Source organism: Glycocaulis albus (assembly GCF_014639075.1).
In the GTDB taxonomy this organism is placed as follows: domain Bacteria; phylum Pseudomonadota; class Alphaproteobacteria; order Caulobacterales; family Maricaulaceae; genus Glycocaulis; species Glycocaulis albus.
This window is the reverse complement of record NZ_BMFS01000003.1, coordinates 148,553-173,052: the sequence shown is the minus strand read 5'-3', so window position 1 is coordinate 173,052 and position 24,500 is coordinate 148,553. Positions and strand designations below refer to the sequence as shown.

Here is a 24,500-nt window from a genome sequence, read left to right as displayed (position 1 = left end):
CAGCAGATCGAAAGGCCCGTATGATGAGATATCTCCACACCATGGTGCGCATCAGCGATGTGGATGCGAGCTTGCGCTTCTATTGCGAGGGGCTGGGCCTGAAAGAAGTCCGGCGCATGGAGAGCGAGAAGGGCCGCTTCACCCTGATCTTCCTGTGCTCGCCCGATGATATCGAGGCGGCAGGCGGCGTGCCCGAAACCGGCTCCCTCCCCGCAGGCCTGCCCTGCATCGAGCTGACCTATAACTGGGATCCTGAAGCCTATACGGGCGGGCGAAATTTCGGCCATCTCGCCTACCGGGTGAAGGATATCTACGCGCTTTGCGCGCGCCTGCAATCCATGGGCTATACAATCAACCGCCCGCCGCGCGACGGCCACATGGCCTTTGTACGCTCGCCGGACAATATCTCGGTCGAGCTGCTGCAGGAGGGGGAAAGCCTGCCCGCGAAAGAGCCCTGGGCCAGCATGGAAAGCACGGGGAGCTGGTAGGATTTTATCCACCTTCCCTTGACTTTGGTTAATGTTCCGCTTATGTTCTTAGTCAGAACAGGAGCATTGCCATGTCCTATGCGTCCAAACTCAAGGCTTCCGGCGGCGGCTATGCCCGCAATGCGGGCAAGCGCTGGCGCTATGAGGATGAGCGTGAACTGCGCGATCTGGCACGGCGCGGTCTGCCGCTGCAGCGTATTTCGCTAAAGCTCGGCCGGCCCGAAGGCGCGATCCGCGCCAAGGCGTCTGCCCTGCATCTGGAGCTGGCTGAAGCACCCGAAAGCGTGCCGGTCGCACGGCCCGCGCTCAAGCCCCGCAAGCTGAATGCCGGTCCGGCGAGCATCGCCCCCTTCGCCCGTGAAGCCCGCCAGCTGGAACTCTTCAACTGATACGCTGACCGCCCCCGCAGGTCAGCGATTGCGGCCGAGCCGGTCGTGGCTCTCCACCCAGTCCCCCGCCACGACCGCGCTCGCCAGCGATATCTCCCCCGCCAGCACGGTTGCCGCGCAGATCTCGATGAAACGCCCGACCTTCCCCTTGCCCCGGCACCCCAGAACATCCAGGCACTCGCCTTGCGTCGGCAGCTGCGTGCCGCCGCCAAATGTCGCCACGATCAGGGCGGGAAGCGTGATCGACCAGTAATAGGTCTCGCCATCATCTTCCAGGCGCACATAGGTCATGGCGGTATGGGATTCGGCGATATTGGCGGCGTCCTGCCCGCAGGCAATGAATAGGGCCGCGAGCCCGTTGGCGGCATGCATGCCGTTATTGGCACTGCCCGCCATCACCGATCCTGCAAACGAATTGAGACGCGCACGGAACAGATCGGCTGCCGCCACGCCTGCCCGCTCGCGCAATATCCGGTCAGGAATGCGCGCCTCGGCGATCACCCGCGCGCCGCGCGAATGCAGCACATTGATGTGGGAATGCTTCTTGTCGGTATCCATCGCGCCAGAGAGCGTAAAGCGCGCGCCGCCCGGATGATTGGCCGCGATCCACTGGCAGGCCGCCAGTGTCGCCTTCCCGCTCATATTCTGACCGGCCGCATCGCCGGTTTCGTAATTGAAGCGCAGATGCAGCATCGGCCCTATTGAATAGCGCTCGATATGGGAAAGCTTCGCGACCGATGACGTCGTTTCGGCCGCAGTGCGGATCCCATCCAGATTAGCGTCGACCCATTGCGCGAACGATCGTGCGCCGCGGGCATCGTCAAAATGGAAAACCGGCGCGCGCTGCATGAAGCGCTCGTGAATCGTGGTCTTCACCCCGCCGGACTCGGTCAGAATGCGCATGCCCCGGTTATAGCTGGCAACCAGCGTACCCTCGGTTGTCGCCAGCGGCACATAGACATCTTCGTCAACATGCTCGCCGCTGATCCGCAATGGGCCGGCAAGGCCGATGGGCACCTGCGCCACGCCGATGAAATTTTCGATATTTCCGGCGGTCACACCCGGGTCGAACGAGTATGACCCGACATGATCGAGCGGCAGGCCGGTACGCTGGGTCAGAAACTCCCGGCGCATACGCGCGGCCTCATGCGTATGATCGTTCGTCTTGTCGCGCGGCACGGGCGCGCGGGTGTCGTTGCGGCGGTCGGTCATGGCTCCTCCCCGTACGGCCGGTCCCGGACTAGCGCCGGGCTTTCAGGGCCTCGTTCTGCAGCACGGCAAGCTCTCCAATGCCCTTGCGTGCCAGCGCAAACAGGGCGTCGAACTCCTCCGGCTTCATCGGATCAGTTTCCGCGGTTGCCTGTATCTCCACAACCCCGCCATTGGCGGTCAGCACGAAATTGGCATCCGCGTCCGCCGTGCTGTCTTCCTCATACTCGAGATCGAGGCGCGCCTCACCCTTGATGATGCCGGCAGAAACCGCCGCGATCTGCCCGGTGACGGGATCGGTCTTCAACAGCCCCTCTTCCATCAGATAGGCGCAGGCTGATTTCAGCGCGATCCAGGCGCCGGTAATGGCCGCTGTGCGCGTGCCGCCATCGGCCTGCAGCACATCGCAATCGATAATGATCTGGCGTTCGCCCAGCGCTTTCAGGTCGACGACCGCGCGCAGGGAGCGTCCGATCAGGCGCTGGATTTCCTGCGTGCGGCCTGACGGCTTGCCGCTGGTGACCTCACGGCGCGTGCGCTGGTGCGTGGCACGCGGCAGCATGGCGTATTCGGCCGTCACCCAGCCCTGCCCGCGCCCACGCAGCCAGGGCGGTGTGGTCTCCTCCACGCTCGCCGCGCACAGAACGCGCGTATTGCCGAACACCGCAAGGCACGAACCCTCGGCATAGGGTGCGGCCCCCAGCTCGAAATGGACCGCGCGCAAGGAATCGGCAGGCCGGTTGTCAGGACGCATCATCATCTCTCCGTTCGTGATCAGGCGTGTGACCTAGCCTGAAAGGCATCCCGATGAAAGCCACGCGCCGCGCACGTATAGCGGCGCAAGCGACGACACCGTTGCAGCGCGCGCACGGCTGGCTTAACTGAAGGCTGCCATGACCGACACCAATGCGCCGATGAATTCATCTCTGTCAGAGCTTGATGCGCGCTCGCGGGAAATCTTCCGTGAGCTTGTGGAGGCCTATCTGGACACCGGCGAGCCTGTCGGCTCGCGAACCCTGTCCAAGCGCGGCGGGCTGAACCTGTCGCCGGCCTCCATCCGCAACACCATGGCCGACCTTGCCAGTGCAGGCCTGCTTTCCGCGCCTCACACGTCCGCCGGGCGCATGCCGACCCATGCGGGCCTGCGCCTGTTCGTCGACGGACTTCTCCAGATTGGCGAGGTGGGCGAGGAGGAGCGCCGCGAGATCGATGCGCGCGTGGGCTCGGCGGGCAAGCGCCCGGAAGATCTTCTGGCCGAAGCTTCCTCCCTCCTGTCCGGCCTCGCCGGCGGGGCCGGGCTGGTCGCGACGCAAAAACAGGATGTGCCGCTGCGTCATGTGGAATTTGTGCCTCTGTCGCCGGTGGAGGTGCTTGCCGTGCTGGTGTCGGAATCCGGCGTGGTGGAAAACCGGCTGATGACGGCCCCGGCGGGCCTGCCGCCTGCGGCACTGGTAGAGGCGGGCAATTATCTCTCGGCCCGGCTTCGCGGGCGCACGCTGTCGGAGGCATTGAAGGCGATCCAGAGCGAGATCGCCGAAAAGCGCGCTCAGCTGGATGAGACGGCAGCCAGCCTGGTAGAGGCCGGACTGGCCGACTGGAGCGGCTCGGAAAACCGTTCACTCATCGTGCGCGGACAGGCCAAGCTGCTGGAATCGGTGGAGGCGAGCGAGGATCTGGAACGCATCCGCCTGCTGTTTGATGATATCGACCGCAAGGAAGATCTTCTCGCCCTTCTAGACGAGGCGCGCGGGGCGCAGGGTGTGCGCCTGTTCATCGGCTCGGAGAACCCGCTTTTCTCCCTGTCCGGGTCCAGCGTGATCGTCGCCCCCTATCGTAACCGGGACCAGCGCATACTGGGCGCGCTGGGCGTGATCGGCCCGACCCGGCTCAACTATGCACGCGTCATTCCGCTGGTCGATTATACCGCCCAGCTTGTGGGACGCCTCCTCGACGGGCGCAGCTAGCATCCCTATGTGTCGGTCAACCCGATACCCTCAGAACTGACGACAGGACGCCTTTCATGAGTGACGACAACAAGACCGGCGAAACCGAAGACACGGCCGGCACCCGGCCAGATGAGACAGTGGACGCGGCGGAAGATGCCGGTGAACAGTCCGGAGACGACGGTCTGGAGGTATTGCAGGCCCAGCTCGATGATTTGCGCGACCGTTTGCTGCGCGCGGTGGCGGACGCGGAAAACACCCGCAAGCGCGCCGCCCGCGAGGTGAAGGAAACCCGCGAATATGCCGTTACCGGTTTTGCGCGGGACATGCTGGACATTGCCGACAATCTGGAGCGCGCGCTGGGCCTGCTTGGCGAGGATGTACGCGCCAGCTTGCCGGAGAACGTCAAGCCGCTGGTCGAGGGCGTGGAAATGACCCAGCGCCGCCTGATGAGCACGCTGGAACGCCATGGCGTGAAACGTGTGTCGCCCGAGCCGGGCGATCCGCTGGACCCGAACCTGCATCAGGCCGCGGCGCAGATTCCCGCTGACCAGCCCAAGGGGCGCATCGCCCACGTGATGCAGCCGGGCTATGTCATTGGCGAACGCACCTTGCGTGCGGCGATGGTGGTGGTGTCGGCGGGTCCGGCGGAAGGCACCGCTCCGGCCGGAGACAGGCCGGCTGCGGAACCGGGGCCGCCGGGCCAGAAGCCCGGCAGCGGCCTTGATGTCGAGGCCTGATACGTTACTCCCATGAAAAAAGGGCGGCCCGCATGAGCCGCCCCTTTACTTTCCGGTCCCCGGCCGCCTAGCGGCGCGGCGCGCGGGTGCGCGGTTCGCCATTCTGCCAGTAGGTGTTCCCGGTCTGGCGGTCCTCATACCAGTAGCGGTTATTGTGCTGGTCATAATAGAGCTGTGAGTGACGCGGGTTGTTGGGGTTGTGGCTGCACCCGCCCTGCTGCTGGCAGGCAATGGCTGCGCCGACGACGGCGCCGCCGACCGCACCGATAGCCGCGCCGGCCGCCGTATTGCCGCTGCCGACATTATTGCCGATGACAGCGCCGCCCGCTGCGCCGACCGCTGCACCGGTTGCACCGCCGCGAACGGCGGGCGTCGTGGCGCAGGCGGTTGCCAGAAGCGGCACGCTAAGCACCGCTGCGAAGAGGATATTGCGGGTCATTGAACTTGCTCCCATGGATCGCTTGTAACGGATTAACTTTCAGGCGTGCCTCAGGGTTCCGCAATTGAAAAACCCCGGCGCCGGGCGCCGGGGTTTTCTTTCGGGCGTTCCGCCAAGGGGATAACGGACCGCCAGGCACTGGACCGGGACTAGCCGCGGTATTCGCCATTCTGCCAGTAGGTCACGCCGCTGCGCTGGTCGATATAGTAATACCGGCCGGCCCGCTGGTCGTAATAGAGCTGGGAATGGTTGCGGTTATTCTGGTTCCAGCGGCAACCGCCATCCTCGCGGCAGCCCGCATAGGCGCCCACCGCGCCGCCGACAACAGCGCCGATGGCTGCACCCTGCCGGGCATCGCCGCTGCCGGTATTGTTGCCAATCACCGCGCCGGCCAGTGCGCCGGCGGCCGCGCCGCCCGCAGCCCCGCGGACCGTGTTGTTGGTGGCGCAGCCCGCCATCACGACGGCAGGCGCGGCCACGGCAATAATCATGAGCTTCCGCATTGGATGCCTCCATTGTTTGCCGGCGGCTCTAACCCTCATGGTGCCGCCTTCTGACACTAGATCAGGCCAAAGCTATACGCGCGATGAACGCGCCCGGTTCCAGCGGGCGTCACTGATCGTCCGGCTCTTCGCTGCTCTGCGCGATCATGCGCGATACCTGCTGAATGCCGAACCCGACGCCGCACATGGCGTGATAATCACCGAACTCGGCGGCCACGCGCTGCAACCGTTGCTGTCCGGACATCGAGGCCATGCCCTCGATATTCATGATCGCCGCCCTGCGTTCCACGCGGGCCTGCCGCACGGCGGCATAAAGGAGCGGCACCTGGGTTTGCGATAGCAGGTTGTTTTCCAGAGACCGGCGCGCGGCACCGAATGCCCCGGACGCGCCGGCCCATTCATTGGCATCTCCCGCAACCGCGGCCGTGCCCATGGACGCTATGGATGCGAGGTCGAGTGCGGTGACGGTGACGTTCCGCGACGAGTTGAGCACGGCGAAATAGTCGTCGCAGGCTGCATCAGACGCATAGAAGAGTAACGGGATCAGCCCGTTTGCCCTCCGGTCCGCGTCCGCACCCTCGTCGGCCAGCACATGCGCCACCAGCGTTATCGCCCGCACGGGATTGTTCGCCCGGGCGCGCGTATTGCCCGGCGCCGCGCGCGAAGGGTTAAGGGAAGGCGCGATCACCTGCGCGGTCTCCGCATCGATTGTCAGATCAAACATCGCGATCGGAGCGCCGGACTGGTCGTAACGGGTGGCGCACGCAGATGTGGCAATGAAGGCAAAAAGGCAAAGCAGTTGAAATATTGTCTTCATGATGCCGCCCCGATTTCAGCTCATGAATGCTGGCATAGATTTATCTCAACCAGAAGAGAAAAGTTAACGATCCAGTAAAAATTATATCAGGACCTCGTCGTGCCGGCGCCTCCGCCCGTGTGCACCCGTCTCATCGTCAGATTGATCCGGCCGGGGCTGAAGGGCCCGGACAATAGCGTGGATGTGCCCGGATAGATCCGGTCCACGCCATGGAAAAACCGCCGGGAGGCGCCGCCAAGCACGACGACATCGCCGGATGAAAGGAATAGCGAGCGCGTGGGGCTGCTTCGCTGCGGCCCGCCCAGCCGGAAACGCGCCCGGTCGCCGAGGCTCACCGACACGACCGGCGCCTCGCGCGCATCCTCATCGGCATCGATATGCAGGCCGAGGCGCGACTGCGGGCCATAGACATTGATCAGACAGGCCTGCGGCGGCTCCGGCCAGCCCGATACCGCTTCCCACAACTCCAGCAATGCTTGCGGCATGGCCGGCCATGGCGTGCCGGTAACCGGATGGCGCGCCTCATAGCGATAGCCGCTGCGGTCCGCGACCCAGCCTAGCGGCCCGAAATTGCTCATCTGCACGCTCAACGGCTTGCCCGTGCGCGGCATGGACGGGGTGAAGAGCGGAGCATCCTGCAAGGCGCCCATCACCTGCGCCGCCAGATCAGCCTGCTGCACGCGGTCAAAATATTCCGGCAGGAGGCGAAATCCATTCCGGGTCGTTGCGTAAGCCGTCATGGCGCCAGTCTATGAGCCTTTTCGTGGCGGGTGTGGCAGCAAAAGCAGACAGGGCTGAAGAATCAAACCGCACCTGACCCTTGCGGCTGCGCCCCGGCCTCCCTAAATCGCCCCGTATCACGAGGGGTCTTTTCAAATGGCCTGCTCGACGAACGGAAAATTACGACGCGAAGGCAACAAGCTGCACGGGGGGCGGATGACCGGCGAGCCGCCGCAAACGCTTTTGAAGGTTTACGGACCGCGCACCCCGCCCTGCCACAAAGTGGAGAGAACAAGACTATGAGCAAAGTTATCGGCATCGACCTTGGCACGACAAACTCGTGTGTGGCGGTCATGGAGGGCGGTCAGGCCCGCGTGATCGAAAACACCGAAGGCGTACGCACGACACCGTCCGTGGTGGCATTTACCGAGGATGGCGAGCGCCTGATCGGCCAGCCTGCGCGCCGTCAGGCCGTAACCAACCCTGACCAGACCTTTTTTGCCATCAAGCGCCTGATAGGCCGCAACATGAATGACCCGACGGTCAAGAAGGACGCCGACATGGTGCCTTACAAGATCGTGCCGGGTGATAATGGCGATGCCTGGGTACAGGGGCGCGACAAGAAATACGCGCCGGCCGAAATTTCCGCCTTCATCCTGCAGAAGATGAAGGAAACGGCGGAAAGCTATCTCGGCGAGAAAGTCGAGAAAGCGGTCATCACCGTGCCGGCCTACTTCAACGACGCCCAGCGTCAGGCCACCAAGGATGCCGGCCGAATCGCCGGTCTCGAGGTTCTGCGCATCATCAACGAGCCCACGGCTGCCGCGCTCGCTTACGGCCTCGACAAATCTGACCAGTCGAAGACGATCGCAGTTTATGACCTTGGCGGCGGCACGTTCGACATCTCGATCCTGGAGATTGGCGATGGCGTGTTCGAGGTGAAGGCCACCAATGGCGACACCTTCCTGGGCGGTGAGGACTTCGACATGCGCATTGTCGACTACCTCGCGGACGAGTTCAAAAAGGAAAACAGCATTGACCTGCGCAAGGACAAGCTGGCCCTTCAGCGCCTGAAGGAAGAGGCCGAGAAGGCCAAGAAGGAGCTTTCAAGCGCGACCTCGTATGAGGTGAACCTGCCCTTCATCACCGCGGATGCCTCCGGCCCGAAACACCTCAATCTGAAGCTCAGCCGCGCCAAGCTCGAGGCTCTTGTTGAAGATCTCATCAAGCGCACGATCGAGCCGTGCAAGGCGGCGCTGAAGGATGCCGGTATTTCCACCGGCCAGATCGACGAGATCGTGCTGGTTGGCGGCATGACCCGCATGCCCAAGGTGCAGGAGGCCGTGAAAGGCTTCTTCGGCAAGGAACCCCATCGCGGCGTGAACCCGGACGAGGTTGTCGCCATGGGCGCGGCCATCCAGGCCGGCGTGCTGCAGGGCGATGTGAAGGACGTGCTGCTGCTTGACGTAACCCCGCTTTCGCTGGGTATCGAGACGCTGGGCGGTGTATTCACTCGCCTTATCGACCGCAACACGACGATCCCCACCAAGAAGTCGCAGACCTTCTCCACCGCCGACGACAATCAGACCGCCGTGACGATACGCTGCTTCCAGGGCGAGCGGGAAATGGCGGCAGACAACAAGCTGCTCGGCCAGTTTGATCTGGTCGGCATTCCGCCCGCCCCGCGCGGCATGCCGCAGATCGAGGTCACGTTCGACATCGACGCCAATGGCATTGTGAATGTCTCGGCCAAGGATCAGGCGACGGGCAAGGAGCAGGCGATCCGCATCCAGGCGTCTGGCGGCCTGTCCGACGCCGACATCGAGAAGATGGTCAAGGACGCAGAAGCCAATGCCGAGGCCGACAAGAAGCGCCGCGCTCTGGCCGAGGCCCGCAACAATGCAGAGGCGCTCGTCCACCAGACCGAAAAGCAGCTGGAAGAGTTTGGCGACAAGGTCTCCGCAGAGGACAAATCCTCGATCGAGACCGCCATTTCCGAGCTCAAAGAGGTCAAGGATGGCGAGGATGTCGAAGCTATCCAGCAGAAGACGCAAGCCGTTCTGCAGGCGGCCATGAAGCTTGGCGAGGCGATGTATGCCCAGCAGCAGGCCGCTGGCGGTGAAGCCGGGTCTGATGACACCACCCCGGACGGGGACGATGTGGTCGATGCCGAGTTCACCGAAGTGGACGGTGACGACAAGAAGAAGAGCGCCTGATAACGGCGTGTAGATGCTGACAGCCCCGGCTCCCTGAAGGTGGGCCGGGGCTTTTGCCTGATACCAGCAAGCATTCAGACCGGCGGACCATGGCCAAGCGAGACTATTACGAAATCCTGGGTGTTGAACGCACCGCCGATGCGGGCGCGATCAAGAGCGCCTACCGCAAGCTCGCCATGCAATATCACCCCGACCGCAATCCGGGTGATGCGGAGGCCGAGGCCAAGTTCAAGGAAGTGGGCGAGGCTTACGCCATCCTGTCGGACGCCGACAAGCGCGCCGCCTATGACCGGATGGGCCATGCCGCCTTCCAGAATGGCGGGGCTGGCGCAGGCGGCCCGTTCGGGCCCGGCGGATTTGGCGGCGCAGCCGATTTTGCCGATATTTTCGAACAGGTCTTTGGCGACGCCTTTGCCGGGCGTGGTGGTGGGCGCCGGCGTTCCGGCCCGGCACGCGGCTCTGACCTGCGCTATGACATGGAAATCTCCCTTGAGGAGGCTTTCAACGGCAAGGATGCCAAGATCCGTGTGCCGACAACGGTATCGTGCGAACGCTGTGATGCGTCCGGCGCCGAGCCCGGCTCCAAGATCATCACCTGCGAGACCTGTAACGGGGCGGGGCGTATCCGCCGCACGCAGGGCTTTTTCACCATGGAGCAGACCTGCCCGACCTGTGGCGGGCGCGGCCAGTATGTGGAAACCCCCTGCCAGGCCTGCGACGGGGTGGGCCGGGTGCGCAAGAACCGCGAGCTTCAGGTCCAGGTGCCGCCGGGTGTCGAGGACGGCATGCGTATCCGCCTTGCCGGCGAAGGCGAGGCAGGCGGGCGCGGCGGTCCGCCGGGCGATCTCTACATCTTCATTTCGGTGAAGCCACACGACATTTTCGAGCGTGACGGGCCCAATCTCTATTGCCGGGCGACGGTGCCCATGGTCACAGCGGCGCTGGGCGGCGAGATACAGGCACCGACCATCGAGGGTGGACGTGCCGAGATGCACATTCCCGCCGGTTCCCAGACCGGGCGGCGCATGCGCCTGAAGGGCAAGGGCATGGCCCGCCTGAAGGGTGGCGGGGCGCGCGGTGACATGTTCGTCGAGCTCTTTGTCGAGACACCGCGCAATCTCTCTGACCGGCAAAAAGAGCTCCTGAAGGAGTTTTGCGAACTGTCCGGCGATGGCTGCAATCCCGATAGCGACGGGTTCTTCAGGAAGGTCAAGCGCTTCTGGGACGATGTCCGCGGCGATGACGAAGCCCGCCCCGGCGCCGGGCACTGACATCGCCGTTCACCCCCTGCTAACCGAATAGGCCTGCAATGGCACGTCGGATGATGAGGCGGGAGGTCAGGCATTGAGCGCGGCACAGGTCAGGGTTCTCAAGATTGCGGTTCTGGGTGCATCAGGACGGCTTGGCCGCCTGATCATGGCCGAAATCGTGCGCAGGCCCGATATGGAGCTGGTTGCCGGCGTGGTCCGCCACGATTCGGTTATGCTCGGCGCGGATCTGGGCGAGCTTGCGGGCACCTCCCTGACAGGCATCGAAACCAGCGTCTCGATGCGCGATGCGGCCGATGCGGCCGATCTGGTGATCGATGTGTCGGCGCCGCAGGCCTCGGCTGCCTTCGCCCGCCAGATTACCGAGCGCGGCGGTCCGCCCTTCGTGTGCGGTGTTACCGGGCTGGGTGAGGACGATGTCGCGGCACTCAAAGAAGCTGCCGCGTCCGTACCTGTCCTTTATGCCCGCAATTTTTCGCTTGGGGCGGCGGTTACGCGCTGGCTGGCAGGTGAAGCCGCCCGGCTTCTGCCCGCTGAACAGTTTGATCTGGAGATCGTTGAAACCCACCACCGGCGCAAGGCCGATGCACCCTCGGGCACGGCGCTCGCCATTGGCGAGGCGGCAGCCGAGGCGCGCGGGCTGGATCTGTCATCTCAGGCGATTTTCGAGCGCCCGCGCCAGGGCAGTGCCCGCCCTGTGGGCGCGATCGGGTTTTCAGCCGTTCGTGGCGGCGGGGCGATTGGCGAGCATTCGGCCTTGTTTCTGGGCGCGTTTGAAGAGCTGGAAATCCGCCACCGGGCCAATGACCGCTTTATCTTCGCGCGCGGCGCGCTGGAGGCCGGCAAATGGCTGACCGCGCAGGCGCCGGGCCTTTACGGCATCGAGGATGTGCTGGGGCTGACGAGCTAGTGCGCCTGCCCCCAGGTCAGCGCCGCCTTGGCCTCCACCACCAGCGGGACCGACAGGTCGACCGCAGGCAGCGCCGCCTCTCCCATCACCGACTGCACCAGCGGGATAAGCTTTTCCGCTTCGTCTTCTGGGCATTCGAACACCAGCTCGTCATGCACCTGTAAGAGCATGCGTGCTTTCAGCCCGGCGTCTTCAATCGCTGCGTCCATGCGCGCCATCGCCCGGCGGATAATGTCAGCCGCCGAGCCCTGAATGGGCGCGTTGATGGCCTGACGTTCGGCGAACTGGCGCATGGCCGGGTTCTTGTCCTTGATACCGGGGAAGTGGCAGCGCCGCCCGAACACGGTCTCGATATAGCCCTGCCCGCGCGCTGTTTCCTTCATCGCGTCCATATAGCTGGCAATGCCGGGGAATTTCTCGAAATAGCTTTCGATATAGGCCTTTGCCTCGTCGCGCTTGATGCCGAGATTATTGGCAAGACCGAACGCGGAAATGCCGTAGATAATGCCGAAATTGATGGCCTTCGCCTTGCGCCGGGTCGCCCCGTCCATCTGGTCCAGCGGTACGCCGAACATTTCCGACGCGGTCATGGCGTGGATGTCTTGCCCCGCCCTGAACGCATCTTTGAGGGCATCCACTCCGGCAATATGCGCCAGCAGCCTCAATTCGATCTGGGAATAGTCCGCCGCGACGAGCACATGGCCTTTTTCGGCCACGAACGCCTCGCGGATCAGGCGGCCCTCTTCGGTGCGGATCGGGATGTTCTGCAGATTGGGCTCGGAGCTGGAGAGCCGCCCGGTCGTCGTTGCGGCGAGCGAAAACGAGGTATGTACCCGGCCCGTATGCGGGTTGATCGCCTCTTTCAGGGCATCGGAATAGGTTGATTTCAGCTTGGCAAATTGCCGCCAGGTGAGCAGCGCGCGCGGCAGGGCATGGCCTTCATTGGCCAGTTCTTCCAGTACGCTCGCATCGGTGGACCATGCGCCCGTCTTGGTCTTCTTGCCGCCGGGCAGACCCATCTCGCCAAATATGATATCGCCGATCTGTTTCGGGCTGCCGAGATTGAAGCGCGTGCCGGCTGCTTCAAACGCCTCTTCCTCCGCCTGCGCCATGCGCTGGGCAAATTCAGAAGACAGGCGGGAAAGCTGCGCGACATCGACCTTGATACCGTTCAGTTCCATCTTCGCCAGCACGGCAGGCATGGGCCGTTCCAGCGTCTCGTAGACGGTCGCCAGTCCCTTGCCAGCAAGACCCGGCTTTAAGAGCTCGTAGAGGCGAAGCGTGATGTCGGCATCCTCGGCGGCGTATTCCGTCGCGCGTTTGAGATCGATCTCGCCAAAATGCTTCTGGTTCTTGCCCGTGCCTGCCACCTCCTTGAAGGCGACCGGCTTGTGGCCGAGATGCAGCTCGGAGAGCTCGTCCATTCCATGCCCGTGCAGGCCCGCCTCCTGCACATAGGAGATCAGCATGGTGTCATCGACCGGCGCCATATTGATGCCCTGACGGGCCAGCACGGCGAGGTCATACTTGATGTTCTGGCCGACTTTCAGGATCGCCCTGTCCTCCAGCAGCGGCTTTAGAAGCCCGATGGCCTCGGCCATCTCGATCTGCTCAGGTCTCCCCCCGCCATCGGCAAGGTCACCGCCCAGATGCGCAAGCGGTATGTAGCAGGCTTCGCCGGGCTTCACCGCGATGGAGATACCCACCAGCCCCGCTGCGGTCGCGGACAGGGCATCGGTCTCCGTATCAATCGCGATCACGCGCGCCGCTTTGGCCCGTGCGATCCAGTCTTTCAGGGCGTCCACCGTCTGCACGCAGGCATAACCCGAACGGTCAATCGGCGCGGTCGCATCGCCGGTCTCGTCGGCCGGGCCCGCCCCCAGCGCCTCCTCCACCCGCCTTGTGATGGTGCGGAACTCCATGGAGCGCAAAAAGGCGATCAGTTTCTCGCCATCCGGGTCCGCTGCGCCGAAATCTTCCAATGGATCAGGGGTTTCTATGTCATCCTTCAAGGTGACGAGCAGCTTGGAGATGCGGGCATTTTCCGCATTCTCGATCAGCTTGGTGCGCCGTGCGGGCTGCTTGATCTCTTCTGCCCTTGCGAGAAGGGTTTCAAGATCGCCATAGGTGTTGATGAGTTCAGCTGCCGTCTTGATGCCGATGCCCGGCACGCCCGGCACATTGTCCACGCTATCCCCGGCGAGCGCCTGCACGTCGATCACCCGGTCCGGGCCGACGCCGAACTTCTCGCGCACTTCCGCATCGCCAATCCGGCGCACCTTCATCGGGTCCAAGAGCGTCACCTGGTCATTGACCAGTTGCATCAGGTCCTTGTCGGATGAGGCGATGGTGACGCGCGCACCCTTTTGCGCCGCCTGGCGGGCATAGGTGGCGATCAGATCATCGGCCTCAAACCCGTCCATCTCGATTGAGGGCAGGTCAAACGCCTTGGTGGCATCGCGGATAATGGCGAACTGGGGCCGGAGGTCCTCAGGCGGTTCGGGCCGGTGGGCCTTGTAGAGCGGATAGAGATCGTTGCGGAAGGTCTTGGCCGAATGGTCGAAAATCACGGCCAGATGCGTCGGCTGGTCCTCGCCCTTGAGGTCCTCAAGCAGCTTCCACAGCATGTTGCAAAAGCCCTGCACCGCGCCGACTGGCGTGCCGTCAGAGCGCGTCAGGGGCGGCAGCGCATGATAGGCGCGGAAGATATAGCCCGACCCGTCCACCAGATAGACATGGGAATCCTTGGTAACGGGGCGTTTCGTGGCCATCGGTGTTGCGTCCTTGGGAAGCGGGCGAGGGAGTATCGTGCCGCAAACTAGGCGCGGTTAGGTTTCGGGGCAATCAGGCGGGGTGCGAGCGATCCACCATTGAGAGAATCGTGTCAGCTTCATGTGGAATGGAGCGAGAGATGAAGAATGGACGACTTTGAGCTGCAGAGACTAAAGGACTCGGCGCGGGAGGCTTGGCAAAGGTCGTGGGAAGCGGAGGACTTTAGCTGGGCGGGACTGGGGAAGGCGATCAACGGCCAGCCCAAGTGGCCATGGGCGGGTGTTTATGTGGAGAAAGACGGAAGTGTCGTTTATGAAGGAGATCAAACGTCTGCTTCGCGCCCGGCGACTGTAAAAGATTACTGGGCAACAGATTTCAACTTAATGAAAGTTAGAAGTGATCAAGATTTATTGAAATCTAAAATAATAATTAAAAACACAAAGGGAAAAATTGTTCATTTTCTGAATTTGGAAAAAATACCATACCGTAAATCATCAGAACAATATGCCACACACAAGAATGAAATTTTAAAGCGTATAGCTGCCTCATCTGCAAATTCGATAAGGGTAGAGAATGATAGAGTTGTTGGGTTTGATGGTCGGGTCCAGCTTGTTGGGGTTGTTTCTGATTTCAGCGCGCTGTTCAAGGAGGCTTTATTCTTAAATTCGAGCTACAGCCATTTCAAATTGCTAAACAATTCCGAAAAAGAATGTATTATTGGTGATCTTGAATTCCGAGAGTGCTTAATTGGCAGGTGGCATTTTTCTACAGAGTATTCTGCCAAAATAAGTTTGACTAATTCATTTTTAACAGAAATTCTGTGGATATCATCCCATGGGGATGAGACTAATTTGAGAATTAGTGGATCCAAAATATTTGGCCGATTTGAGTCTCAGAACGGAAATTTTTATAATATCGATATAAATAGATCGGATTTCTTCGATTTATTTTGGCTCTTGCGTGCAAAAGTTGTAAATAACTGTCATTTAATCAAGTGTCATTTCCATGATGAGGTCAATTTGGAGGAGCTAAATGTCAGCGGTGAGTTGAACTTGTCCCTCTCCAAATTTGCTGCGTCGATTTATGTTGAAGGGTCTCAAATAAGCGGGCCGATGGTCGCAAAGGGAGCGGAGTTTGAAGGGGAATTTATTGCGGGTCTTTCCCACCAGCTGCGCGGAGACAGTATACCAACCCGTTTTTTTGACAAAATGGATTTTTGTGATGCGGTATTTAAGTCACGAGTGAGTTTTGACGACGCGATATTGCCGGAAGAAGCCGAGTATCGAAATGGATTTGAGCGCGCGCAGTTCTTGTCTAGCGTCTCGTGGTCCAAAGAGGGGCTTCATGCTGTTTCTATCTGGGCTGGAGCCAGAGTTGAAGGAGCGCTCAGTCTTCCTTGGCTAGATGAACTGGGTGAGCGGAAGCTCTTGAAGCAACGAACGTTGGCTGAAGCAAAAGACAACGGCGAGGCGGCCATCCAAGCTGTCATACAAGGCGCCCAAACTCTCAAGCAAGCGCTTCTGCCCCGTGGCGATTTCCTGCGTGCACAGCTTTATCATAAGCTTGAATTGCAGGCGAAGGCGCTTAGCGCTGGGACGCCATTCGGTGAGAGGCTCGCTGGAAGGGCTTATGGCTTCTTCAGCGACTGGGGCCTGTCATGGCATCGCTCGCTTTGGTGGCTCGGTGCCGGAGCAATTCTCTTCGCAGGTATCTACAATTGGCTAATTCTGCTTGCTCTGGGTAGCCAGTTTGGCCCCGTAACGGTCGGCTTCGGCCTGCCCGTGCATTCTGCGATTGCGGCGGGTATCGAACTGTCCATGAGCAACGCGCTGGGGCCTATCAAGTACCTCATCGGCAATGACGGCCCACCCGGCTTGGATGCGGTGGAAGTTCCCTTCCTGGTCCGGTTCGGGTTGGGCTTTCTGTCCATTCTCCAGCAGATCGGTTCGCTTGCGCTGCTATTCCTTTCTGCGCTCGCTTTGCGCCGCCGGTTTCAGATCGGATAAACACCCCTCTCTTTTGTCATGTGAAACATGGCGGAGGGGCCGCCTATGGGCTAGAAAAAACCCATGAGCGAGAACACGAATCAGGAATATGGCGCGGACAGCATCAAGGTCCTCAAAGGGCTTGATGCCGTACGCAAACGTCCGGGCATGTATATCGGGGATACCGATGACGGTTCGGGCCTGCACCACATGGTCTATGAGGTGGTCGACAACGCCATTGACGAGGCGCTGGCGGGCCACTGCACCGAGGTGCGTGTAACGCTGCATGCGGATGGTTCGGCGAGCGTCACCGATGACGGGCGCGGCGTGCCGACCGCCATCCATGAGGGCGAGGGCGTGTCCGCCGCCCAGGTCATCATGACCCAGCTGCATGCCGGCGGTAAGTTCGACCAGAATTCCTATAAAGTGTCAGGCGGCCTGCACGGTGTGGGCGTGTCGGTGGTGAATGCGCTGTCGGAATGGCTGGACCTTACCATCTGGCGTGATGGCAAGACGCATCATATGCGCTTTGTCCATGGCGAGCCAAAAGATGGCGAGGACCTGAAAGTCATCGGCGAGGCGCCTAGCCGTGCCAGTGGCAAGCCGCTGACCGGCACCGAAGTGCGCTTCCTCCCCTCTGACAAAACCTTCTCCGAGATCGTGTTCGAGCGTGCGCGCCTGCACCACCGCCTCAGGGAGCTCGCCTTCCTCAATTCGGGCGTGCGCATTGTCCTGCGCGATGAGCGCGAGGCGGAAGCCTTTGAGGAAGTCCTGCAATATGATGGCGGTGTGGCTGCCTTCGTGAAGCATCTCGACCGCGCCAAATCCCCGATCTTCCCCGAACCGATCGTGATCCTGGGTGATCGTGACGGGGTGACGGTGGAAGCCGCGCTGCAATGGAATGACAGCTATCACGAGAACATGCTGTGTTTCACCAACAACATCCCGCAGAGGGATGGCGGTACGCACCTGGCTGGTTTCCGCGGCGCACTGACGCGCATCATCAATAATTACGCCGCGAGCTCCGGCCTGGCCTCCAAGGCCAAGGTCGCCATTACCGGCGATGATGCGCGCGAAGGGCTGACCTGCGTGCTGTCGGTAAAGGTGCCGGACCCGAAATTTTCCTCCCAGACGAAGGACAAGCTGGTGTCTTCGGAAGTGCGCCCGGCTGTTGAGGGCGCGGTGTTTGAACAGCTTTCCGAATGGTTCGAGGAACACCCGGCAGAGGCCAAAGGCATTGTCTCGAAAATCATCGAGGCGGCTGCGGCCCGCGAAGCTGCGCGGAAAGCCCGTGAGCTGACCCGGCGCAAGAGCGCGCTCGACATTACCTCCCTGCCCGGCAAGTTGGCCGATTGTCAGGAGAAGGACCCGGCGAAATCCGAGCTCTTCATCGTCGAGGGTGATTCCGCCGGCGGCTCTGCGAAACAGGGCCGCAACCGGGAGAATCAGGCCGTGCTGCCGCTGCGCGGCAAAATCCTCAACGTGGAGCGGGCGCGCTTTGACAAGATGCTCTCGTCCGATCAGGTCGGCACGCTGATTACCGCGCTTGGCACCGGCATTGGCCGCGACCAGATCGACTATGACAAGCTGCGCTACCACAAGGTCGTCATCATGACGGACGCCGACGTGGACGGCGCACACATCCGCACCCTCCTGCTCACCTTCTTCTACCGGCAGATGCCCGAGCTGATCGAGCGCGGCCACCTCTATATCGCCCAGCCGCCGCTCTACAAGGTCACGCGCGGGCGCTCCGAGCGCTACATGACCGACCAGGCTGAAATGGACGCCTCCCTCATTGAGGAGGGCTCTGCCGAGGCCAGCCTGAAGCTCGGCACGGGCGAGATCGTCACCGGCGCGGACCTTGCCGAACGGGTGAAGGCCGCGCGCGGCGTGGTACTGGCTACCGCACGCCTGACCGCCCGCGCCCCTGCTTTCGCGCTGGAGGCCGCCGCGCTGGAAGGCGCACTGAACCCGGAGGTGACGCAGGAACTGGCCGAAAAGGTCGCCGTGCGGCTCAACCGCGCCGCAGACGAGGGCGAGGATGGCTGGATGGGGCTGGTGCCGCCTGAAGGCGGTCTGGTGCTCAAACGCGAAGTGCGCGGCGTCACCGAGGCCGTGGTACTCGACGATACGATCCTCGCCAGCCCTGATGCGCGCCGCCTGTCAGAGCGCGCGGGCGCGATTGCCGAGGACTATGCCGGCCCGCTGATCTTCTCGCGCAAGGGCGAGGAGACGGTGATTTACGGCGCCTGGCAGCTCATGGACACGGTGATCCGTGCCGGGGCCAAGGGCATGAAAATCCAGCGCTATAAGGGTCTGGGCGAGATGAACCCCGGCCAGCTCTGGGAAACCACGCTGGACCCCAATGCGCGCTCGCTTCTCAGGGTCTCGGTCAAGGAAGCCGACACGGCGGACGATCTCTTCGCCAAGCTGATGGGCGATGTGGTGGAGCCGCGCCGCGAGTTCATCCAGGAGTTTGCCCTCGAAGCCGAGGTGGATGCTTAGGCCACCTTTTCTCGTCACCCCCGCGCAGGCGGGGGTCCAGAGATCATAAGGCTCAGGCAGTTGCCAGTGGCTCTGGGTTCCCGTCTGCGCGGGGATGACGAGGTGGTAAAACCTATCCCCCCAGCTCCATGAACGCCTCGTACTGGCTAAGGAAAACCTTGCCGGTGAGGTGGTTGAGGAAGCCGGAGCGTTTGAGCCGGTCCATAACCGGGCCTTTCACTTCCGACAGGTGGAAAGAGAGCCCGGCCTCCTTCAGGCGCTGATTGATCACCTCCAGGCTCTCCAGCGCGCTGGCATCAATCGCGTTCACCGCCGGGCACATCAGCACGAAATGCCTGGCTTCGGGCTGCGTGGCGGCGAGCTCCAGCACCCGGTCTTCCAGATAGCGGGCATTGGGAAAATAGAGGCTTTCATCCACGCGCAGCGTAATCAGCTTTGGCGCCAGCGTGACGGCGTGACGGTCCACATTGCGGAAATGCTCCGTTCCCGGAACAAGGCCAACCACAGCGGTATGCGGGCGGCTGGTCTTGTAGAGATGCAGGCCGATGGAGAGCGCGACGCCGGTGAGTATGCCCGCCTCCACGCCCACCAGAAGCGTGGCGAGTATGGTGCCGGTCATCGCCGCGCCATCGCTTTTCGAATAGGCCCATGTGCGTTTTATGATCGGGAAATCCGCCAGCGAGAGTACCGCCACGATTATCGTGGCGGCGAGCACGGCCACGGGCAGATCAGAGAGCCAGGGCGTCAGGAACAGGCTTGCCAGCCCGATGCCAATGGCGGTGAAGGCGCCAGCGGCAGGCGTAGCGGCTCCCGCGTCGAAATTGACCACCGAGCGGGCAAATCCGCCGGTTACCGGAAATCCGCCGGAGACGCTCGCGCCGATATTCGCCGCCCCCAGCCCGATCAGCTCCTGATCGGGATCGATGCGCTGGCGGCGCTTGGCGGCCAGCGTCTGCGCCACCGAGACCGATTCCACAAAGCCCACCGCCGACAAGAGCAGCGCCGGACCTATCAGGGCCGAGATCAGCGCGGGGTCAAATGCCGGGATGGTGAAGGGCGGCAGACCGGCCGGAATATCGCCGACCGTCGCCACGCCGCGCGCGGATAGATCAAACAGCTTCACCGCTGCAATGGAGGCCGCGACCGCCAGCAGGGGCGCGGCGCGCCCGATCAGGCTGGCGTAAAACCGGGGCAGGCCCAGCCGCCAGAGCAGATCCGCTGCGCCCTTTCTCGCCCACGCCAGGAAGACAAGGGCGGGTATGGCAACAGCGAGGGTCCACAGATTGGCCTCGCCGATCGTGGTCACAAGGCTGGCCGCGATCTCGACGCCCGTATGCCCCCCGGCCTGCGTGCCGAGAACATGGCGCATCTGCCCGGCCGCGATCAGCAGGCCCGCCGCTGTGATGAAGCCGGAAATGACGGGGTGGGAGAGGAAATTGGCGACAAACCCCATGCGAAACACGCCCATCGCCATCAGGATCACGCCGGATAATGCCGCAAGCGTCAGCGCGGCAGTGGCATAACCCATGGAGCCCTCATCTGCGACGCGGCCCGCGGCGACCGCCGTCATCAGCGAAATGACGGCCACCGGCCCGACGGCCAGCGTCCGCCCGGTGCCGAAAATGGCATAGAGCACCAGCGGCGCCATCGAGGCGTAAAGCCCGGTCTCGGGCGGCAGTCCCGCCAGCATGGCATAGGCGAGAGATTGAGGGATCAGCATGATGGTGACGATCACCGCCGCCATCAGGTCGCTGACCAGCGTTTCGCGCCGGTATTCCCGGCCCCATTCCAGGATGGGCAGGTAGCGGGAGAGCTTCACTTCCGCCTGTCCTTACGCGTTGTCGCCATGGCGCGCGGCGAGCGCGGGGGCCAGCGGAGAAAGGTCATAGCCGGCGCGGGCTCCCGCCTCGATGAGCGCGGCAGGCTCGGCCTTTCTGGCCTGGGACAGCGCCCACAGGCAGGTAGAGCGTGTGCCGGAGCGGCAATAGGCCATCACCTTGCCGTTCGCCGTGTTGACGGCCTCGCCAAAGGCGGCAATCGCACTTTCAGGAAACTGCCCGCCCGAGACCGGAATGTGGTGAAAGGCAAGGCCGGATTCGTGCGCCGCGGCCTGCAGCTCGCTCAGAGGCGGCTGGCCTGGCTCCTCACCATCAGGCCGGTTGCAGATCACGGTCGTGTAGCCTTCAGCGGCCAGCGCGCGGATCTCGTCCGCGCTCAGCTGGGCGGCAACCGAAATCGTGGGCGTGAGGGTTTTACGGGGCATGGCAGGGTCCTTGATGTTTCAGTGTCATGGCCCGGCTTGTCCGGGCCACCCATGCCTGAAAGATTCCGCGAGACCGCAACTCTCAGGCATGGGTCCCCCGCATAAAGCGCGGGATGACAAGGGAAGTGGCCGGAGGATGACAGGGTTACTCCTAAAGCGCATCCACCGGGATTTTCAGATAGACGGTGCCGTTATCGTCGGCTGGCGGCATGTGGCCTGCGCGCATGTTCACCTGCACGCTGGGCAGGATCAGCGTCGGCATGGCAAGCGTTGCATCGCGCGCAGTGCGCATTTTGACGAAGGCGTCTTCCGACACGCCTTCATGGACATGGATGTTGGCGCGCTTCTGCTCGCCGACCGTGGTTTCCCACTCGAACGTGTCACGGCCCGGCGCCTTGTAGTCATGGCACAGAAACATGCGCGTATCTTCCGGCAGGGCGTAAATCTTCTGGATGGAGCGGTAGAGCGCCGCTGCATCCCCGCCCGGAAAGTCGCAGCGCGCCGTGCCGTAGTCGGGCATGAACAGCGTGTCGCCGACAAAGGCCGCATCTCCGATGACATAGGTCATGCAGGCCGGCGTGTGGCCGGGCGTATGAATGGCGCGCACATCGATGCCGCCCAGCTTGAACGTGTCGCCATCCTCCACCAGCCGGTCAAACTGGGAGCCGTCGCGCCGGAACTCGGTGCCGGCATTGAACACCTTGCCGAACACGTCCTGCACGGTGCGGATGAAGGATCCGATGGCCAGCGTGCCGCCCACCTTCTCTTTCAGATACGGCGCCGCCGAGAGGTGGTCGGCATGGACATGGGTCTCCAGCAGCCACTGCACCTCAAGGCCCTGTTCCTCGACATGGGCGATGATGGCATCGGCGCTTGCGCGCGAGGTGCGCCCGGATTTCGGGTCATAGTCGAGCACAGAGTCCACGATGGCGGCCTTCTTCGTGGCCGGATCGGAGACGACATAGCTCACCGTATTGGTCGGCTCGTCGAAAAAGGCTTTGACGGCGGGCGTGCCGGTCATGACACATACTCCTTGCTTGAATCATTTGCCGCGCCGGGTGCCGGGGCGAACGCGTCACACAGCGCCCGCATCACGGCGATAATGCGCGGATCGGTCAGGGAATAGAATATCTGTTTCGACTGGCGGCGCGTGGAGACAATGCCCTCGGTGCGCAGCCGGGCGAGATCACGCGAGAGATTGGGCTGGGCGACGCCTGTGCGGGCCTCGATCGCCGATACGGGCAGTTCGCCGTCCGCCAGTTCACACACGACCAGCAGCCGGTTCGGGTGGGATAGCAGCTTTAGCAGCCCGGACACCTCCTCGGCGCGGGCGCGCACCATCTCAAGATCAAGACCTGCCTGCATGGCCAGCTCCATTCTCATTACGCCCCGGGGAAAGGAAATTTCACGCCGGGGCTTGCGCTCGCAACACATATATATCATTTTTGATAAATGACAAGTATGAGGCAGTGACCTTTATCCCCGCCCGCATGACAGGACAGAAACGCAAATGGATACACCCACCGCATTCACTCCGCTTTCCGCGCTCGCGGGCGGGGTTCTGATCGGGCTGTCAGCGGTGATGCTGATGGCGTTCAATGGCCGTATCGCCGGTATTGCCGGCATAGTCGGCGGACTTCTCGGCCCGGCACCATTTACGGGTCTCGACCGCTACTGGCGGCTCGCCTTTGCGGCAGGCCTCATCATGGCGCCCCTCATCTGGCTCGCCGTTACCGGCGCCATGCCCGAGGTCAGTGTCACGGACAGCTGGCCGCTACTTGCCGTGGCCGGGCTGATTGTCGGTGCTGGTACCCAGATCGGTTCGGGCTGCACGTCCGGACATGGCGTGTGCGGCCTCGCCAGGCTGTCCCTGCGTTCTGCGGCGGCGACCGGTGTCTTCATGGCCGCAGCCCTTCTCACCGTTTTTGTCACCCGCCACCTTGTATAGGACGCGCGCCATGAAAGTTGTTCTCTCCGCTCTTGCAGCCGGCCTGGTCTTTGGCCTTGGGCTCATAGTGTCCGGCATGGTCAACCCGGCCAAGGTGCTGAACTTTCTTGATATTGCCGGGCAATGGGATCCCAGCCTTGCCTTCGTGATGGCGGGCGCTGCCGGAACTGTCTTCATTGGCTACCGCCTTGTCCTGAAGCGTCCGGCTCCGCTCTTTGCCGAGCGCTTCAATGTGCCAACTGCCACGAAACTGGATGCGCGCCTGATGGGCGGGGCTGCCATGTTCGGCGTCGGCTGGGGGCTGGTGGGCTTCTGCCCCGGCCCGGCACTGACAGCCCTTGGTACGGGCGCTATGCCCGCTCTGGTATTTGTAGCCGCCATGCTGGCGGGAATGGCGGGCTGGCGCTGGCTGGTACGCGATTAAACGTAAGCGCCCCCTCGCTCTTCCTGGCGGCGTACGCTAGCTTTGTAATCAAAGCCAGCTGTGTCCTGAGAGGATTGCCATGCCGCTTGCCCTGATCCTGATCATCAATTTTCTGATCATCGCCGCGCTTTTCGCCGGGCTATGGCTGTGGAGCCGCAAGATCAAGGATCCGAGCTTTGTCGATGCGTTCTGGGCCTTCGGCATGGTCATCCTTGCCCTGACGACCTTCATCATGGCGGGAGATGGCTGGCTGGAGCGCAAGCTGGTCCTGGCGGGCCTCACTATCGCGTGGGGCATGCGCCTTGGCCTGCATCTCTTCCACCGCTGGGGCCGGGAAGGGCCGGACAAGCGCTACCAGGCGCTGGTCGGCCGGCTGCAGGACAAGCGCGGCTGGGATTATGACAAGGCGACGGGCATCGCCGTTTTTGGCCCGCAGGCCATACTGCTCTTCATTGTCTGCCTGCCGGTCCAGCTCGGCCAGGTCAGTGCGGTACCGGCCGGCTTTGGCATCCTGGCCCTGTTCGGCTTTGCGCTGGCGGTGTTCGGCATCGCTTATGAAGCCATTGCCGACTGGCAGCTTTCGGTTTTCAGGGAGAACCCGGCCAACAAGGGCAAGGTCATGGATCAGGGCCTGTGGTCCTGGTCGCGCCATCCCAACTATTTTGGCGAGATGTGCGCCTGGTGGGGTATCTGGCTGATTGCGGCGGAAACGGCTCTTGGCTTCTGGTCCTTCATCGGCCCGGCCTTCCTGACCTTCACCCTGCTGCGCTGGTCAGGCGTGCCCTTGCTGGAAAAGGGGATGAAAACCTCGCGTCCGGGCTATGCGGACTATGCCGCCCGCACCAGCGCCGTGTTTCCCTGGCCACCGAAGGCCCGCCCTGAAGAGCGCACCGATCCGATCGATGAAGAGGATGATACAACCGAGTACGACAGCGCGGTGTAGAAAGGCAGATATCGCGCT

23 protein-coding genes are annotated in these 24,500 nt (G+C 62.5%); 12 read left to right on the top strand and 11 right to left on the bottom strand.

Annotation, left to right across the window (positions count from 1 at the left end; translation table 11 throughout):
• The first annotated feature begins 23 nt into the window (after positions 1 to 23).
• Both IEV75_RS04805 and IEV75_RS04800 read left to right on the top strand, forming a co-directional pair.
• The gene (locus IEV75_RS04805) at positions 24 to 488 is read left to right on the top strand and encodes a VOC family protein (protein WP_188451522.1); all 465 of its coding nucleotides are present in this window, start codon (positions 24 to 26) and stop codon (positions 486 to 488) included.
• A 71-nt stretch (positions 489 to 559) separates the two neighbouring features.
• Positions 560 to 877, top strand: coding sequence for a hypothetical protein (locus IEV75_RS04800; RefSeq protein ID WP_188451415.1), 318 nt, complete (start codon positions 560 to 562; stop codon positions 875 to 877).
• Positions 878 to 898: 21 nt separating this feature from the next.
• On the opposite strand, the gene IEV75_RS04795 is transcribed toward IEV75_RS04800, so the two are convergent.
• Positions 899 to 2,089 (bottom strand): hydroxymethylglutaryl-CoA reductase, encoded by a 1,191-nt coding sequence (locus tag IEV75_RS04795; RefSeq protein ID WP_188451414.1) that lies wholly within the window; start codon positions 2,087 to 2,089, stop codon positions 899 to 901.
• Positions 2,090 to 2,117: 28 nt separating this feature from the next.
• The gene (rph, locus tag IEV75_RS04790) at positions 2,118 to 2,840 is read right to left on the bottom strand and encodes a ribonuclease PH (RefSeq protein WP_188451521.1); all 723 of its coding nucleotides are present in this window, start codon (positions 2,838 to 2,840) and stop codon (positions 2,118 to 2,120) included.
• Positions 2,841 to 2,979: 139 nt separating this feature from the next.
• Here rph and hrcA point away from each other — a divergent pair, with 139 nt between their 5' ends.
• Entirely contained in the window at positions 2,980 to 4,050 is a 1,071-nt protein-coding gene (hrcA, locus tag IEV75_RS04785) for a heat-inducible transcriptional repressor HrcA (RefSeq protein ID WP_188451413.1), read from the top strand.
• A gap of 56 nt (positions 4,051 to 4,106) precedes the next feature.
• Complete coding sequence (gene grpE, locus IEV75_RS04780; protein WP_188451412.1) at positions 4,107 to 4,769, top strand: nucleotide exchange factor GrpE; 663 nt, start codon at positions 4,107 to 4,109, stop codon at positions 4,767 to 4,769.
• 67 nt (positions 4,770 to 4,836) lie between these two features.
• Here grpE and IEV75_RS04775 read toward each other — a convergent pair whose 3' ends face one another.
• The 4 genes from IEV75_RS04775 to IEV75_RS04760 form a co-directional block, all read right to left on the bottom strand.
• A complete protein-coding gene (locus IEV75_RS04775; RefSeq protein ID WP_188451411.1) occupies positions 4,837 to 5,208 on the bottom strand; it encodes a YMGG-like glycine zipper-containing protein in 372 nt (123 codons plus the stop codon).
• A 149-nt stretch (positions 5,209 to 5,357) separates the two neighbouring features.
• Positions 5,358 to 5,711, bottom strand: a complete 354-nt coding sequence (locus IEV75_RS04770; RefSeq protein ID WP_188451410.1) for a YMGG-like glycine zipper-containing protein — start codon at positions 5,709 to 5,711, stop codon at positions 5,358 to 5,360.
• Positions 5,712 to 5,820: 109 nt separating this feature from the next.
• On the bottom strand, positions 5,821 to 6,528 hold the full coding sequence (locus tag IEV75_RS04765) for a hypothetical protein (protein ID WP_188451409.1): 708 nt from the start codon (positions 6,526 to 6,528) through the stop codon (positions 5,821 to 5,823).
• 86 nt (positions 6,529 to 6,614) lie between these two features.
• Complete coding sequence (locus IEV75_RS04760) at positions 6,615 to 7,268, bottom strand: alpha-ketoglutarate-dependent dioxygenase AlkB (RefSeq protein ID WP_188451408.1); 654 nt, start codon at positions 7,266 to 7,268, stop codon at positions 6,615 to 6,617.
• Positions 7,269 to 7,520: 252 nt separating this feature from the next.
• Here IEV75_RS04760 and dnaK point away from each other — a divergent pair, with 252 nt between their 5' ends.
• The 3 genes from dnaK (at position 7,521) to dapB (ending at position 11,642) form a co-directional block, all read left to right on the top strand.
• On the top strand, positions 7,521 to 9,464 hold the full coding sequence (gene dnaK / locus IEV75_RS04755) for a molecular chaperone DnaK (RefSeq protein WP_267905766.1): 1,944 nt from the start codon (positions 7,521 to 7,523) through the stop codon (positions 9,462 to 9,464).
• Between the two features lie 89 nt (positions 9,465 to 9,553).
• Positions 9,554 to 10,735, top strand: coding sequence for a molecular chaperone DnaJ (dnaJ, locus tag IEV75_RS04750; protein WP_188451406.1), 1,182 nt, complete (start codon positions 9,554 to 9,556; stop codon positions 10,733 to 10,735).
• Positions 10,736 to 10,808: 73 nt separating this feature from the next.
• The gene (gene dapB / locus IEV75_RS04745) at positions 10,809 to 11,642 is read left to right on the top strand and encodes a 4-hydroxy-tetrahydrodipicolinate reductase (RefSeq protein ID WP_188451405.1); all 834 of its coding nucleotides are present in this window, start codon (positions 10,809 to 10,811) and stop codon (positions 11,640 to 11,642) included.
• On the opposite strand, the gene polA is transcribed toward dapB, so the two are convergent.
• Positions 11,639 to 14,413, bottom strand: a complete 2,775-nt coding sequence (gene polA, locus IEV75_RS04740; protein ID WP_188451404.1) for a DNA polymerase I — start codon at positions 14,411 to 14,413, stop codon at positions 11,639 to 11,641. The genes dapB and polA overlap by 4 nt on opposite strands.
• A 147-nt stretch (positions 14,414 to 14,560) precedes the next feature.
• Between polA and IEV75_RS04735 the strand changes: the two genes are divergently transcribed.
• Both IEV75_RS04735 and gyrB read left to right on the top strand, forming a co-directional pair.
• On the top strand, positions 14,561 to 16,420 hold the full coding sequence (locus IEV75_RS04735; protein ID WP_188451403.1) for a hypothetical protein: 1,860 nt from the start codon (positions 14,561 to 14,563) through the stop codon (positions 16,418 to 16,420).
• Between the two features lie 63 nt (positions 16,421 to 16,483).
• A complete protein-coding gene (gene gyrB / locus IEV75_RS04730) occupies positions 16,484 to 18,904 on the top strand; it encodes a DNA topoisomerase (ATP-hydrolyzing) subunit B (protein ID WP_188451402.1) in 2,421 nt (806 codons plus the stop codon).
• A 112-nt stretch (positions 18,905 to 19,016) separates the two neighbouring features.
• On the opposite strand, the gene IEV75_RS04725 is transcribed toward gyrB, so the two are convergent.
• The 4 genes from IEV75_RS04725 to IEV75_RS04710 form a co-directional block, all read right to left on the bottom strand.
• Positions 19,017 to 20,723, bottom strand: coding sequence for a SulP family inorganic anion transporter (locus IEV75_RS04725; RefSeq protein ID WP_188451401.1), 1,707 nt, complete (start codon positions 20,721 to 20,723; stop codon positions 19,017 to 19,019).
• Positions 20,724 to 20,735: 12 nt separating this feature from the next.
• On the bottom strand, positions 20,736 to 21,167 hold the full coding sequence (locus tag IEV75_RS04720) for a protein tyrosine phosphatase family protein (RefSeq protein ID WP_188451400.1): 432 nt from the start codon (positions 21,165 to 21,167) through the stop codon (positions 20,736 to 20,738).
• Positions 21,168 to 21,318: 151 nt separating this feature from the next.
• On the bottom strand, positions 21,319 to 22,188 hold the full coding sequence (locus tag IEV75_RS04715) for an MBL fold metallo-hydrolase (protein ID WP_188451399.1): 870 nt from the start codon (positions 22,186 to 22,188) through the stop codon (positions 21,319 to 21,321).
• On the bottom strand, positions 22,185 to 22,532 hold the full coding sequence (locus IEV75_RS04710) for an ArsR/SmtB family transcription factor (protein WP_233351748.1): 348 nt from the start codon (positions 22,530 to 22,532) through the stop codon (positions 22,185 to 22,187). Before IEV75_RS04710 ends, IEV75_RS04715 begins: the two co-directional genes overlap by 4 nt.
• Positions 22,533 to 22,677: 145 nt before the next feature.
• On the opposite strand from IEV75_RS04710, the gene IEV75_RS04705 reads away from it, so the two are divergent.
• The 3 genes from IEV75_RS04705 (at position 22,678) to IEV75_RS04695 (ending at position 24,482) form a co-directional block, all read left to right on the top strand.
• Positions 22,678 to 23,115: a YeeE/YedE family protein gene (locus IEV75_RS04705; protein WP_188451397.1), complete on the top strand. Its 438-nt coding sequence runs from the start codon at positions 22,678 to 22,680 to the stop codon at positions 23,113 to 23,115.
• 10 nt (positions 23,116 to 23,125) lie between these two features.
• Entirely contained in the window at positions 23,126 to 23,539 is a 414-nt protein-coding gene (locus tag IEV75_RS04700; protein ID WP_188451396.1) for a DUF6691 family protein, read from the top strand.
• Between the two features lie 79 nt (positions 23,540 to 23,618).
• A complete protein-coding gene (locus tag IEV75_RS04695; RefSeq protein WP_188451395.1) occupies positions 23,619 to 24,482 on the top strand; it encodes a DUF1295 domain-containing protein in 864 nt (287 codons plus the stop codon).
• Positions 24,483 to 24,500 lie beyond the last annotated feature (18 nt).

Excerpts from the sequence above, each read along its gene's own strand:
- IEV75_RS04770 (WP_188451410.1), bottom strand. The coding sequence starts at position 5,711 with ATGCGGAAGCTCATGATTATTGCCGTGGCCGCGCCTGCCGTCGTGATG.
- gyrB (WP_188451402.1), top strand. The coding sequence starts at position 16,484 with ATGAGCGAGAACACGAATCAGGAATATGGCGCGGACAGCATCAAGGTC.
- IEV75_RS04775 (WP_188451411.1), bottom strand. The coding sequence starts at position 5,208 with ATGACCCGCAATATCCTCTTCGCAGCGGTGCTTAGCGTGCCGCTTCTG.
- IEV75_RS04700 (WP_188451396.1), top strand. The coding sequence starts at position 23,126 with ATGAAAGTTGTTCTCTCCGCTCTTGCAGCCGGCCTGGTCTTTGGCCTT.
- IEV75_RS04765 (WP_188451409.1), bottom strand. The coding sequence starts at position 6,528 with ATGAAGACAATATTTCAACTGCTTTGCCTTTTTGCCTTCATTGCCACA.
- hrcA (WP_188451413.1), top strand. The coding sequence starts at position 2,980 with ATGACCGACACCAATGCGCCGATGAATTCATCTCTGTCAGAGCTTGAT.
- IEV75_RS04805 (WP_188451522.1), top strand. The coding sequence starts at position 24 with ATGAGATATCTCCACACCATGGTGCGCATCAGCGATGTGGATGCGAGC.
- IEV75_RS04710 (WP_233351748.1), bottom strand. The coding sequence starts at position 22,532 with ATGCAGGCAGGTCTTGATCTTGAGATGGTGCGCGCCCGCGCCGAGGAG.
- IEV75_RS04795 (WP_188451414.1), bottom strand. The coding sequence starts at position 2,089 with ATGACCGACCGCCGCAACGACACCCGCGCGCCCGTGCCGCGCGACAAG.
- polA (WP_188451404.1), bottom strand. The coding sequence starts at position 14,413 with ATGGCCACGAAACGCCCCGTTACCAAGGATTCCCATGTCTATCTGGTG.
- IEV75_RS04760 (WP_188451408.1), bottom strand. The coding sequence starts at position 7,268 with ATGACGGCTTACGCAACGACCCGGAATGGATTTCGCCTCCTGCCGGAA.
- IEV75_RS04705 (WP_188451397.1), top strand. The coding sequence starts at position 22,678 with ATGGATACACCCACCGCATTCACTCCGCTTTCCGCGCTCGCGGGCGGG.
- IEV75_RS04695 (WP_188451395.1), top strand. The coding sequence starts at position 23,619 with ATGCCGCTTGCCCTGATCCTGATCATCAATTTTCTGATCATCGCCGCG.
- IEV75_RS04735 (WP_188451403.1), top strand. The coding sequence starts at position 14,561 with ATGGACGACTTTGAGCTGCAGAGACTAAAGGACTCGGCGCGGGAGGCT.
- IEV75_RS04720 (WP_188451400.1), bottom strand. The coding sequence starts at position 21,167 with ATGCCCCGTAAAACCCTCACGCCCACGATTTCGGTTGCCGCCCAGCTG.
- grpE (WP_188451412.1), top strand. The coding sequence starts at position 4,107 with ATGAGTGACGACAACAAGACCGGCGAAACCGAAGACACGGCCGGCACC.
- IEV75_RS04800 (WP_188451415.1), top strand. The coding sequence starts at position 560 with ATGTCCTATGCGTCCAAACTCAAGGCTTCCGGCGGCGGCTATGCCCGC.
- rph (WP_188451521.1), bottom strand. The coding sequence starts at position 2,840 with ATGCGTCCTGACAACCGGCCTGCCGATTCCTTGCGCGCGGTCCATTTC.
- IEV75_RS04715 (WP_188451399.1), bottom strand. The coding sequence starts at position 22,188 with ATGACCGGCACGCCCGCCGTCAAAGCCTTTTTCGACGAGCCGACCAAT.
- dnaJ (WP_188451406.1), top strand. The coding sequence starts at position 9,554 with ATGGCCAAGCGAGACTATTACGAAATCCTGGGTGTTGAACGCACCGCC.